Origin of the sequence: Rathayibacter sp. Leaf296 (assembly GCF_001423045.1) — a bacterium.
Classification (GTDB): Bacteria; Actinomycetota; Actinomycetes; order Actinomycetales; family Microbacteriaceae; genus Rathayibacter; species Rathayibacter caricis.
This window is the reverse complement of the sequence record NZ_LMNR01000001.1, coordinates 607,728-620,367: the sequence shown is the minus strand read 5'-3', so window position 1 is coordinate 620,367 and position 12,640 is coordinate 607,728. Positions and strand designations below refer to the sequence as shown.

Here is a 12,640-nt window from a genome sequence, read left to right as displayed (position 1 = left end):
CAGCAGCAGCAGGCGCATCGGGTACGGCACCTGGTGCGAGCTGGGATCGACTCCGATCAGCACGCTCACGAAGAGGTAGCCGGTGATCAGGAAGTGCACGATCATCCACTCGTGGCCGATGTGGTCGGTCGTCGCCCAGCGGAACAGCGGCGAGTAGTAGAACGCCCAGAGCGAGCCGACGAAGAGCACGGCCGCGACGATCGGGTGCGACACGATCGTGCCGAAGCGCGAGTGCACGGCCAGCAGCACCCACTCGCGCGGCCCGCGGGATCCGTCGGTGCGCCGGATGACGGCCCGCGCGATCAGCGTGACCGGGGCGGCGGGCACGAGCAGCAGCGGCACCGCCATCGTCAGCACCATGTGCGAGAGCATGTGGGCGCTGAACAGGTACTTCTCGTAGACGTTCACGCCGCCGTTGGTGATGTAGGCCAGCAGGAGCATGCCCGCGATCCAGAGCACCGTGCGGTGCAGGGGCCAGGAGTCGCCCCGACGGCGCAGGCGCAGCACGCCGGCCACGTAGAACGCGATGCCGAAGCCGGTGACGAGCAGCCAGATCAGATCGACGTTCCACAGGGTCACGAAGTTCACGGCGCTTGCGACGGGCGGCAGGGGCTCGCCGGTGAGGAGCTGGGCGGGCGTCGGGTCGGTCAGCTGGCTCGCGGCGACCTGGTCGACCGGGGTCGCGGTCCGCGCGAGAGCGGCGGCGACTCCGGAGGCGATGCCCATGAAGGCGACCTCGGCACCGACCAGCCACCAGAAGCTGCGGCCGCCCGCGCCGCCGGCGGAGCGCATCCGCTCGATCAGGAACCGACGCTGCACCAGGCCGAAGAGGCCGAGGGCGATCAGCGCCGCGACCTTCACGATCACGAGGATCCCGTAGCCGGTGAGGAGGTTGCCGAAGCTCGCCAGACGCAGCTCGGCGCTGAGGTAGCCGGACGCCGCGACGACCACGAAGCTGACGAGCGCGAGGCTGGAGTAGCGCTGGATCACGGGCAGCAGGCGCGGACCGTCGAGGAGCGGTCGGAGCACGACGACCGTGACGAGGCCGCCGAGCCAGATCGCGGCGAAGACGAGGTGCAGGCCCAGCGCAGTGACCGCGGCGTCGTGCCCGGCGGAGCCGGCGGCGTGGCCCTGCTGCGCCATCGGCAGGAGGGTGAGCAGCGCGATCGCGGTGACGAAGACGAGCGCGGTCTGGTTGCGCACGGCGAAGCAGAGCACTGTGACGACGGCGGCGAGCAGGGTGGTGGTCAGCCACGCCTGGCCGACCGGGATGCTGCCGATGAAGTAGCTGAGCTTCGTGCCGAAGTCGCGGTCGAGGCTCAGCGGGGTCTGCGTGACGTTGAGGAAGGTGAAGAAGCCGGTGACGGCCGCGGCGGCGGCGAAGAAGGCGGCGCCGGCGGCCGCGACGTCGAGGGCGACGGAGTACTCGGTGCGCTGCTCGGGCGTCTCGGGCTCCGCCGTCTTCGAGGGCTTCGCGGTCTTAGAGGCCTTCGCCGCCTTCGCCGCTTCCGCCGTCGAGCGCGGGCTCAGCGCGAAGAGGGAGAGCACGAGCGCGCCGATCATGCCGGCCGCCCCGAGGTTCACCGCGAGCTTCGCGATCGGGAGGCCGTAGCGGACGACGGGCCCGGGATCGTTCAGGAGCGGCGCGGCGGCTCCGCGGCCGAAGGCGAGCGCCGCGAGGAGGGCGACGAGCGCGGCTGCGACGAGCAGCAGCGCGGGCCCCGCGATCCGGACGGTTCGATTCACCCGTCAAGCCTACGTTCCCCGGCTGATCGGCAGCCGCGGGGACGACGAAGGCCCCGGCGCGGACGCCGGGGCCTTCGTCGGAGAACCGGTGCTACTTCGCAGCGGCCTTGAGCTTGGTGCCGGCCGAGACCTTGACCGAGTGGCCGGCCGCGATCTGGATGGTCTCACCGGTCTGCGGGTTGCGGCCGGTGCGCGCGGCGCGGGAGGTGCGCTCGACGGCGATCCAGCCGGGGATGGTGACCTTCACGTCGTTGGAGACGGAGTCGGCGAGGGTCGAGAAGAGCGAGTCGAGGACGCCGTTGACGGCGGCCTGGCTCTGGCCGGAGTCCGCGGCGATCTTCGCGACGAGCTCGGTGCGGTTGAGCGACTTGTCAGCCATTGGAGTGTCCTCCCAGGACGTTCGCGCTGTTGAGAACAGCTGGTGGTTGTGGATCGTCCTCGGCCGGGGACGGACTCCCTCTAACCGGTCGGACCGTCGGTAACCTACCAGCCCGACCCGCCAAAGCAGGTGATTCCGGGGCGCAGATGCCCGGAACGACGCTGATCCGGGCCGTCCGGCGGCCCGTGGAGCCCCTCGGGCCCTCCCCAGGCGCGGATCGGGGCGCTCCTCCACCGATGCGCGATCGGGCGGTCCACCCGGCCGTCCGGGTGGTCAGGATCGGCGCATGTCGATCACCCTCCTCCCCCTCGCTCCCTCGTCCGCGGCCTCCTCGGCGCCCGCCCGGCCGTCCTTCCTCCGCTCCGCGGTGCTCGCCCGGCGCCTCCGGTCACCGCGCGAGCCGGGCGTGACCGCGGTCGGGCTCGGCCTGCTCGCTCTGACCTCGGCCGTCCACCCGGTGTGGGCGCTCCCGTCGGTGGGAGTGGCCGCGGCGGCGCTCGTCGTCGCGGTCGCCGCCCTCCTCCGGCCCGGGGAGCGCCGCCTCGGAGCGGCGGGCGCGGCGGCGGCCGGGCTCGCACTCGCGGTGGCGACGGTCACCGTGCCCGCAACCCTCCGCGGCGCGGGCGATCTGCTCGGCTGGATCGCGGGGCTGCGCTCGTGAGCGAGGCGGCGGTCGGCCGCAAGCCCTCGGGCACGACCGGTCCGTCTCACTACACTCGGCCCGACGCGTGCCCGAGCGCGCAGGGAAGGCGGCCGGGATGGCGCAGACGAACGACTGGATCACGACGGCGATCTGGTGGCAGGTGTACCCGCTGGGGTTCACCGGCGCCGAGACCTCGGCGGCCGACGCGCCCGCGGAGGTGCAGCACCGGCTGCCGGCGCTCCTCCCCTGGCTCGACGACCTCCTCGCACTCGGCTGCAACGGCCTCCTGCTGGGCCCGGTCTTCGCCTCGAGCACGCACGGCTACGACACGGTCGACCACTTCCGGGTCGACCCGCGGCTGGGCGACGAGGGCGACCTCGACGCCCTCATCACGGCCTGCCGCGAGCGCGGGATCCGGGTGCTCTTCGACGGCGTGTTCAACCACGTCGGGCGCGACCACCCCTGGTGGCGCGAGGCGGTGGCGGCGGGTCCCGGATCGGCGGCGGCCGCGCGGTTCTCGCGCAGCGACTCCGCCCGCGAGGTCGACGGGCTCCGCGTCGACGTCTTCGAGGGGCACGACGCGCTCGTCGAGCTCGACCTCGCGAATCCCGAGGTGTCCGCCTACGTCTCCTCCGTCCTCGCCCACTGGCTCGAGCGCGGGATCGACGGCTGGCGCCTCGACGCCGCCTACGCGGTCGCACCCGCCTCCTGGCGCGCGGCGATCGATCCGGTGCGCGAGCGGTTCCCCGATGCGTGGTTCGTCGGCGAGGTCATCCACGGCGACTACTCCGGCTACGTGCGCGACTCGGGCCTCGACTCCGTCACCCAGTACGAGCTGTGGAAGGCGGTGCGCAACTCGCTCGAGGAGCGCAACCTGTTCGAGCTCGCCTGGTCGCTGACACGGCACGGCGAGTTCCTCGACTCCTTCCTCCCCCTCACCTTCATCGGCAACCACGACGTGACCCGCCTCGCCAGCGCGGTGTCGGACGAGCGGCACCACGGCCACGCCGTGGCGGTGCTCGGCTTCGTCGGCGGGGTGCCCAGCATCTACTCCGGCGACGAGCGGGGCCTGCGCGGAGTGAAGGAGGAGCGCATCGGCGGCGACGACGCGATCCGTCCGGCGTTCCCGGCGGATCCCGCCGACCTGCCGGGCGGAGAGGCGTACCGAGCGCACCAGGAGGTGATCGCGTTCCGGCGCCGGCACCCGTGGCTCGCGCAGGCGCGGACGAGCGCGGTCGACCTGGCCAACACCTCGGTGCTGCTGGTCGCCGAGGGACCGGGCGGCGAGTCGGCCCGGCTCGCCCTCAACATCGGCGACGAACCGGCGACCGTGGGAGGCGTGCAGGTCGACGGCCACACCTGGCTGCTCCTCGACTGATCGGCGCACCGCGTCCTATCCTCGTCGCAGGACGGAGCGCGCCGGGTGATCGGGGCGCCCGAGGCAGGAGCGAGCGGTGCAGGACACGACATCGGGGCCCGGTTCCTCCGGGCTCGACGCACCGGAGGGCACGACCTCGGGGCTCGACGAGGCCCTCGACGCGCCGGAGGACCCCCGCGGCGACCCGGGCCCGGGCGAGCGCAGCGGACTGTCGAGCCGGATCGCCGAGGAGCTGCTCGACGGGATCCCCGAGGACCTCGCGGGCGCCGGAGCAGGACCGGCCGCGGCCGCCCCGGACCTCGCGCGCGCGGTCGAGATCGACGATCCGTCGCGCGCCGTCGGCGACGACCCCGACCGGCCCATCCACGGCTCCTTCGCCGAGGAGTTCGAGCGCAGCTGAGCCTCCCCGGGGTCGCGGACCCGCCCGGACTCAGCTCGCGACGGTCGCGAGCGGTTCGCCCGTCGGCGCCAGCGAGGAGTGCAGGAAGCGCAGGAGCGACAGCAGCAGCAGCTCCTTCGAGTCGGCGCGACGGTACTCGTGCCCCTCGCCGTCGAGCTGGAGGAACGACACCGGACGATCCAGCGCCTCCAGGGCGGCCACGATCTGCGTCGCCTCCCCCAACGGCACGTTCGTGTCGAGCTCGCCGTGCACGACGAGCAGCGGCACGTCGATCGCGAAGGCGCGACCCAGCGGCGACAGCTCCTCGAGCAGCTCCGCGTCGTGCTCCGGGTGCCCGTACTTCGTCACCGCGGCCGAGGCGATCCACGGCTCGGTGTCGCGGTAGAAGGTGAGCAGGTGCGACATCCCGCAGATGTCGACTCCCGCCGCGAAGACGCCCGGCGAGAACGCGAGCGACGCCAGCGTCAGGTAGCCGCCGTAGGAGCGGCCCGTGACGGCGATGCGCGCGCGGTCCGCGACTCCGGAGTCGACCAGGAAGTCGGCGGCCGCGAGCACGTCGTCGAACGCGCTGTACCGGCGCTCGACGTCGTCGGCGTGCACGAAGTCGCGGCCGAAGCCGGAGGAGCCGCGGACGTTCGGCGCGAAGACCGAGACCCCGGAGGCGGCCACGGCCTGATGCTGCGCCGAGAAGGTCGGCCGCTCCTGCGACTCCGGCCCTCCGTGCAGGCTGAGCATCGCCGGCCCGGGGCCCTCGACGCCCGGAGCCCGGTACAGCCAGCCCGAGAGCGCCAGACCGTCGCGGCCCGTGAAGCGCTCGAGCGTGGGCACGACGAGCGGGGCGGCCGGCAGAGCCGGCACCTGGGTGATGCGCGACCACTCGTGCGTCGCGGTGTCCATCCGCCACAGCTCGCGCGGCCGCTCCGGGCCCTCGACGCCGAGCACCACCGAGCTGCCGTCGCGGGAGAGCACGGGGGTCGTGGCGACAAGGCCGGGCAGCCCGGTGACGGGGACGCGCTCGCCGGTGAGGGTGTCGAAGAGCTCGATCTCGCTCGATCCGGCCACGTTCCAGACCAGCATCAGCAGGTGACCCGCGTCGTCCGCGTCCAGACCCTCGAGCTCGGCGTCGTCGCGGGCGGCGAGACGGCGGATGCGCCCGCGCCAGCCGTCGGGGCCCAGCGGCATCGCGACGAGCTGGCGCCGGGGCAGGTCGACGTCGGTCGCGAGATAGGCGACGATCGGGCTCTCGTTGTCGTTCAGGGGTGCGGGGCGCAGGAACGCGACGTCCGTCGATCCGGTGCCCGAATCGGGCAGGAGGGCGTGGTTCTCGTCGGTCAGCCGGTCGACGACCGAGCAGTACTGGTGGCCGCGCTGGCCGTCGCGGACCACGACGAGGCGCTCCTCCGTCGACAGGTCGAGCACCGAGATGAGATCGCCGTCGACGAGCGGGCGCCGCTCGGCGGTGACCGGATCGACGAGGAACGACCGGGTGGGCTGCTCCGGCTCGGCCGACGGCACGGTGACGACGACGTGGTGGCCGCTGCGGGTCCACGGCCCGAGCTCGGCGTGCGCGTCGCGCGAGCCGGCGATGCGCTTGGCATCGGAGCCGTCGGGCCGGACCACCCAGACCTGCGTGCGCACTCCGCCGTCGGTCGCGACCAGGCAGGCGAGCCAGGCGGAGTCGGCCGACCACGAGACCGAGAGCACCGGGTCCTCCGTGAAGCGGATGCAGTGCGCCTCTGGCAGCTCGCCGTCGACGACGACGTCCTGCACCCAGACCTCGGGGGCGCCTCCGCGATCGCTGATGAAGGCGGCGCGGGCGGCATCGGGAGTCATCGACGGGCCCCAGCTGCCCCAGGCGTGCACGAGGTCGAGACCGAGCTGCTCGGCGGCGAGGAGCCCGGAGGTCGCGGTGGAGGTCATGCCCTCCATCCTCCGGCACCGGTCGGGGCCGGTGTTCCGCGGGACGCGAACGCGGGACGAACAGCCCGCGTCAGCCGACGCCGTGCTCCTGCAGCCACATCTCGAGCAGGGCGAGCTGCCAGAGCTCGTTCGAGCCCAGTCGCGTGCGGGTCTCGTTGGGCGAGGCGAGCAGGGAGTCGACCAGGGCGGGGTCGAAGATCCCGCGCCGCCGGGCGGACGGGTCGGTCAGGGCCGCGCGCACGCGCTCGAGGTACGGGCCCTCGAGCTGGCGGATGGCGGGCACCGGGAAGTAGCCCTTCGTGCGATCGATGACCTCGTCCGGCACGATGCCGCGGACCGCGCGCTTGAGCACTCCCTTGCCGCCGTCGGCGAGCTTGAGCTCCGGCGGGATCCGCCCGACCAGCTCGACGAACTCGTGGTCGAGGAACGGCACGCGGGCCTCGAGCCCCCACGCCATCGTCATGTTGTCGACGCGCTTCACCGGGTCGTCCACGAGCATCACCGTGGTGTCGTTGCGCAGCGCCGCGTCGACGGAGGTGTCGGCGCCGGGCCGGGCGAAGCGCTCGGCGATGAACGCGGTCGCCGCATCCTCGCCGCGCCACTCCGGCCGCAGCAGCGCCTGGAGCTCCGGGAAGCCCCGGTCGAAGAAGACGGACGCGTACGCCTGGGCCGCCCGCTCGCGCGGCACCCCTGCCAGGGGCGGGTACCAGTCGTAGCCGCCGAGCACCTCGTCGGCGCCCTGGCCGGACTGCACCACCTTCACGTGCTGCGAGACGTCCTGGCTCAGCAGGTAGAAGGCGACCGCGTCGTGCGAGACCATCGGCTCGCTCATCGCTCCGATCGCGCCGTCGATGCCGGGCAGCAGCCGCGACGAGTCGATCCGGATGCGGTGGTGGTCGGTGCCGAAGCGCTCCGCGACCAGGGTCGAGTACTCGAACTCGTCGCCCGACTCGCCGCCCGCGGAGTCGAAGCCGATCGAGAAGGTCTGCAGCCCGGTCTGACCGGCCTCGGCCAGCAGCGCCACCACGAGGCTCGAGTCGATGCCGCCGGACAGCAGCACGCCGACCGGCACGTCGGCGACCATCCGCCGCTCGACCGCCGTGCGGAACGACGCGATGAGCGCCTCCTGCCAGTCCTGCTCCGACCAGTCGGCGCGCGCGGGGTCGCGGGTGAAGACGGGCTCCCAGTAGACGCGCTCGCGGCTCGTGCCGTCGGGCTCGATCACGCGGACGGTCGCCGGGGGCAGCTTCGTCACTCCGGCCAGCATCGTCCGCGGCGCGGGGACGACGGAGTGGAAGCTCAGGTAGAGCATCAGAGCGGTGCGGTCGATCGAGGTGTCGGCGACCCCGCCGGCCAGCAGCGCCTGCACGGTCGAGGCGAAGCGGATCCGCTCGCGCGTCTCGTCGAGGTACAGCGGCTTGATGCCGAGCCGGTCGCGGGCCATCACCACGCGCCCGGACTCGTGCTCGACGATCACGAAGGCGAACATGCCGAGGAAGCGGTCGACGCAGTCCTCGCCCCACTCGGCGTACGCCTTGCCGATCACCTCGGTGTCGGAGTGGGAGAAGAAGCGGTGGCCCTGGCCCTCCAGCTCGGTCCGCAGCTGCTCGTAGTTGTAGATGCAGCCGTTGAAGACGATCGAGAGGCCGAGCGCGGAGTCGATCATGGGCTGGGAGCCGGCGACGGACAGGTCGATGATCGAGAGCCGGCGGTGGGCCAGCGCGACCGGGCCGCGCGCCCACAGGCCGTCGCCGTCCGGGCCGCGGTGCGTCTGGCAGCCGCTCATCCGATCGACCGCCTCCACGTCGGCCCGGCGGCCGTCGAGCCGGATCTCGCCCGCCACTCCGCACATGTCAGGCCCTCACGATCCAGGTGTCCTTCGCGCCGCCGCCTCGCGAGGAGTTGACGATCATGCTGCCCTCGGCGGCGACCCGGGTCAGCGCGAGGGGCGCGAGGCGCACGTCGGCGGCTCCGGTGCCCGTGACGAAGACGAAGGCGCGCAGGTCGACGTGCCGCGGCTGCAGCTCGGTGCCCGAGAACGACGGCAGCGACGACAGGCGGACGACCTCCTGAGCGACCCAGCCCTCCGGGTCGGCGGCGATCGCCGCGCGGCGCTCGGCCACGCGGGCGGCGGGAGCGGACGGGCCGATCATGACGCCGCGGCCGCCGTAGCCGTCGACCGGCTTCGTGACCAGCTCGCCGACCCGCTCGAGGACGATGCGGCGCTCGGCCTCGTCCTCGGGCCGGTAGGTGGGGACGGACTCGAGCAGCGGGCGCTCGTCGAGGTAGTAGCCGATCAGCTCGGGCACGGCGCAGTAGAGCGCCTTGTCGTCGGCGATGCCGTTGCCCGGCGCGTTGGCGAGGAACACTCCTCCGGAGGCGGCGACGTCGACGATCTCGCGGCCCAGCGGCCGGTCGCCGACGCGGAGCTCGGCCAGCTCGTCGTCCAGGCGCAGGTAGAGCACGTCGACCTGCGCGCCGGAGGCGAGCACGCGCCCGTCCGCGACCTCGAGGTCGCCGAGCTCGAGCAGCAGCAGTCCCGCGCCCTCGGCCAGGCGGCGGTGCTCGAACCAGGCCGAGCTGTCCGCTCCGCTCGAGAGCAGTGCGAGGACGGGCTCGCGGCCGTCGGTGCGCCGAGCGCCCGCCGCGAGGGTGCGGCGCAGTGCGGCGAGGGTGTCGGAGGGATCCAGCAGCCCGGTCGGCCGGGGCAGGTCGGGCAGGACGTCGTCGAGCAGGGAGCGGATGCCCATGGCGTACGCCATGCCGCTGGGGTTCCGGAGGTTGTCCTCCAGCACGCGCCAGCCGCCGAACTCGTTGCGCACGAGGTCGAAGCCCATGACCGGTCCGCGCACGACGCCGCGCGGCAGGCGGGTCGCCTCCTCGCGCCAGCCCGCGGTGCCGGCCGGACGGCGGACGATGCCGTCCCGGACGGCTCGGCCCTCGCCGTAGACGTCCTGCAGGAAGCACTCCAGGGCGCGGGCGCGCTGCTCGAGCCCCGCGGCGAGCTCGTTCCACTCGTGCGCCTGCAGAACCCGCGGCACGAGGTCGACCGGGAACGGACGGTCCTCTCCGTCGAGTCGGAAGGAGATGCCCGCGTCGAGCACCGTCGCATCGCGCGCGGCGTGCAGCTCGCCGAGCCGCTCGGGGCCGAGGCCGCGGAAGTGCTCGAGGATCGGCTGGTAGGCGGTGCGCGGGCGTCCGCCGGTCGCCACCGCCTCGTCGCCCGCCCGCACGCGGTAGGTGCGCAGGCTCGGCGCCGGGAGGATCGGACCGCTCGCCGGCCCGTGGGTCTCGGCCACGACCGCGTCGACCACGGAGTCGAGCGTGCCGTGCTCGGCGAACACCGCGCGCTGGCGGTCGGCCGAGTTGCCCCGGGCGATCAGCGCCTCGGCCAGCTCGCGCACCTGCTCGAGGTCGCCGAGCTCCTCGAGCGCCGGCTGCAGGCGCGCGATCATGCTGCGCAGCGCCTCGGCCGCCGGGACGGGCCGGGGGTGCTCGGTGTGGTCCAGGAGCGATCCGGCGAGTCCGCCGCGGGCGGCCTGCCAGGTGGCCGCGCGCTGGATGGGAGGCGGGGTCGAGCGGAAGGGGCGCCCCGCCTCGATGTCGAGCTCGGCCGAGCGCACGAGGCCGCGGAACAGGCCCGCCACCAGCACGGCGTCGTCGACGATCGGCATCGCGTCGCAGACGCGCAGCTCGAGCGTGGGCGCGTGGGAGGAGGGACGGACGTCGAAGTAGGCCATCTTGGAGTCGGCGATGACCCCGGTGGCGATCAGGTCGTCGAGGAGGCGGTCGTACTCGGCCGCGGAGGCGAGCGGACCGGTGGCCCCGGCGCTCGGCCAGCGCTGCCAGATGATCGTGCGGATGCTCGCGTACCCCGTGTCCTGGCCGTTCCAGTAGGGACTGCTCGCGCTCGCCGAGAGCAGCACCGGGAGGTCGCGCGCGATCCGCTGGGCGATCTGGACCGCCAGCTCACGATCGGAGACACCGACATGGATCTGCGTGCCGCAGATCAGCTGCTCGTCCACGAGCATCCGGTACTGCTCCTGCATGCGGCCGTAGCGGCCGGTGCTGGTGAGCTCGAAGTCCTTGTGCTCGGATCGCGGGGCCGTGCCGACCGCGGCGATGCCGATGCCGTCGGGCGCCGCGGCGTCGATGACGGCCTTGCGGAGGGTGATGAGCTGCTCCCGCAGACCGTCGAGCGAGTCGACGACCGGCGTGTTCGTCTCGACCGTGGTCCGCTGCAGCTCGGCCGAGAAGTTGTCCTTCGGCAACCGCGCCAGCACCTGGGGTGCGTGCGCGGAGAGCTGCTTCGTCTCGAGATCGATCAGGTGGAGCTCTTCCTCCGCGCCGAGTGTGAGTTCTGCGCGCATGCGCCCACCGTACGACGCTCATGTTTCGGGGAGGTACGGGTTGCCCGGGCGGATCAGGAGTGCAGGGGCACGGTCGCCTCGCCTTGGATCGACGTCGGAAGCCCGAGACCCTCGACGATCTCGACGCCCGAGAGGCGCTCGAGGGCGGAGCCGGGCAGCACGATCTTGGAGCGGCGCACTGCGCTGCCGATCACGACGAGCGGGCGCAGGAGCACGCGGGCGTCGACGAGCAGTCGCCAGCCGGCGGGCAGTCCGATCGGGGTGATGCCGCCGTACTCCATCCCCGATTCGGCGACCGCGCGGTCCATCGGCAGGAACGAGGCCTTCCGCACGTCGAGGAGGCGGCGGACGGCGCCGTTGACGTCGGCGCGGGAGTCGGCGAGCACGACGCACGCGGCGATCCGCTCCTCCCCTCCGCGCGAGCCGGCGACGACGACGCAGTTGGCGAGGTCGGCGTCGTCGAGTCCGTAGTGCTCCTTCGTCGCCGCGGTGTCGGAGAGGGCGGGATCGATGTCGACGACGCCGAGGTCGCCGAGCACGCCGTCGCGCTCGGCGGCGGCGAGGACCGCCTCGGGGAGCAGCTCCGGGTGCTCCGAGGCGGGGACGGGGACGAGCGAGCCGAGCGAGGCGGTCATGGGGGCTCCGGAGGGTCGGGGACGGGTGGGATCCATCGTTCCAGGAGAGCGGGAGGGCGGCGCCGTTCCGGGCCGGTCAGTGCGAGGCGGACTCCTCGCGAGCGGCGGCGCGCTCGGACTCCTCGCGCGCCAGGACCTCGGGGTCGGGCACGACGCGGCCGCGGTGCACGTCGGTGAAGAACTCCTCGCTCAGCACCCGCTTCTCGATCTCGTACCAGCCGGTGCTCCAGCCCGAGCCCAGCGGGTGCTCGGCGTCGAGGAGGACGTGGCCGGGCGTCGCGCCGCGATCGAGCAGCGCCGCGACCGAGCGGTCGGGATCGTAGAGTGCGTGCTCGACGAGCGGGGCGAACACCTCGTGCACGGCGAAGTCCTCGGGCCGGCCGAGGAGGACCGGGACGAGGTCCTCACCGGCGCGAAGGCCGTTCGGCCACCAGCGGAAGCGGTCGACGAGCTCGTGGCACGAGATGCACGAGGGCGAGAAGAAGACGAGGTGGGTCGGCGGCTCGGCGAACTCGGCGAGTGCGACGCGGTCGCCCGAGGCGGTGAGGAGGACGGGCCCGGAGGAGGGTGCGGGAGTGGACGTCGATGCGGGAGCGGAGGGAGGTGCCGCACGGCCCTGCAGGCGGTCGCGCACGAGCACCAGGACGATCGCGAGCAGCACCGCGGCGAGCGCCGGGAGCCCGGGCGCCAGCGCGGCGGGCGGCACGGGACCCGCGAGCCCGGCGACCGCGAGGGCGACGAGGACGCTGTTGCGCAGGACCGTGCGGCCACTCATCCGCGCGTCGCCGAGACCGCCGAAGCACTCGCAGTCGACGGGCTCCGGCGCCCGGACCGCGCGGATCGCGACCACCAGGAAGACCACGAGCACGGCGAGCGCCGCCAGCAGGGAGAGCCGGTGCAGCGGAGTCGGAGCGAGGAGCACGGCGAGACCGAGCACGATCTCGACGACGGGGAACGAGCGGGCGAAGAGGGTGCCGCGACCGAGCGCGGCGGGGAGGCCGAGAGCGCCGAGGGACTCGCGGAACCGCTCCGTGCGGCCGAGCTTCAGCGACCCGCTCACGACGAGGACGGCGCCGGTGGCCCAGCCTGCGATCGCGAGCAGAACCTCGAGCATCCGTCCCCCTCGTGCACCGGCGGCGGGTGCTCCGCACCGGACGCTACCCGAGGCG

At 73.5% G+C, this 12,640-nt stretch carries 10 protein-coding genes; 3 read left to right on the top strand and 7 right to left on the bottom strand.

The features are described 5' to 3' along the window. Together ASF46_RS02740 and ASF46_RS02735 are read right to left on the bottom strand one after the other, a co-directional pair. Positions 1-1,746: cytochrome c oxidase assembly protein (locus ASF46_RS02740; RefSeq protein ID WP_235576833.1), on the bottom strand; the 1,746-nt coding region annotated here is incomplete at its 3' end. Between the two features lie 91 nt (positions 1,747-1,837). Continuing rightward, positions 1,838-2,125: an HU family DNA-binding protein gene (locus ASF46_RS02735; RefSeq protein WP_055786347.1), complete on the bottom strand. Its 288-nt coding sequence runs from the start codon at positions 2,123-2,125 to the stop codon at positions 1,838-1,840. A 286-nt stretch (positions 2,126-2,411) separates the two neighbouring features. On the opposite strand from ASF46_RS02735, the gene ASF46_RS02730 reads away from it, so the two are divergent. From ASF46_RS02730 to ASF46_RS02720, 3 genes are all read left to right on the top strand, one after another. Further along, positions 2,412-2,786: a hypothetical protein gene (locus ASF46_RS02730; protein ID WP_056866323.1), complete on the top strand. Its 375-nt coding sequence runs from the start codon at positions 2,412-2,414 to the stop codon at positions 2,784-2,786. Between the two features lie 97 nt (positions 2,787-2,883). Next, positions 2,884-4,146 (top strand): alpha-amylase family glycosyl hydrolase, encoded by a 1,263-nt coding sequence (locus ASF46_RS02725; RefSeq protein WP_056866322.1) that lies wholly within the window; start codon positions 2,884-2,886, stop codon positions 4,144-4,146. A 76-nt stretch (positions 4,147-4,222) separates the two neighbouring features. After that, complete coding sequence (locus ASF46_RS02720; RefSeq protein WP_056866321.1) at positions 4,223-4,546, top strand: hypothetical protein; 324 nt, start codon at positions 4,223-4,225, stop codon at positions 4,544-4,546. 30 nt (positions 4,547-4,576) lie between these two features. Here the strand turns inward: ASF46_RS02720 and ASF46_RS02715 are convergent, their stop codons facing one another. From ASF46_RS02715 to ASF46_RS02695, 5 genes are all read right to left on the bottom strand, one after another. Further along, a complete protein-coding gene (locus tag ASF46_RS02715) occupies positions 4,577-6,466 on the bottom strand; it encodes a prolyl oligopeptidase family serine peptidase (protein ID WP_157602171.1) in 1,890 nt (629 codons plus the stop codon). Positions 6,467-6,536: 70 nt separating this feature from the next. After that, positions 6,537-8,318, bottom strand: coding sequence for an N-acetylglutaminylglutamine amidotransferase (locus ASF46_RS02710; protein WP_056866319.1), 1,782 nt, complete (start codon positions 8,316-8,318; stop codon positions 6,537-6,539). A gap of 1 nt (position 8,319) precedes the next feature. Then, on the bottom strand, positions 8,320-10,836 hold the full coding sequence (locus tag ASF46_RS02705) for a carboxylate--amine ligase/circularly permuted type 2 ATP-grasp protein (RefSeq protein ID WP_056866318.1): 2,517 nt from the start codon (positions 10,834-10,836) through the stop codon (positions 8,320-8,322). 53 nt (positions 10,837-10,889) lie between these two features. Then, on the bottom strand, positions 10,890-11,507 hold the full coding sequence (locus tag ASF46_RS02700; protein ID WP_235576832.1) for a YbaK/EbsC family protein: 618 nt from the start codon (positions 11,505-11,507) through the stop codon (positions 10,890-10,892). Positions 11,508-11,547: 40 nt separating this feature from the next. Beyond that, positions 11,548-12,585: a MauE/DoxX family redox-associated membrane protein gene (locus ASF46_RS02695; protein ID WP_056866316.1), complete on the bottom strand. Its 1,038-nt coding sequence runs from the start codon at positions 12,583-12,585 to the stop codon at positions 11,548-11,550. Between the last annotated feature and the right edge of the window lie 55 nt (positions 12,586-12,640).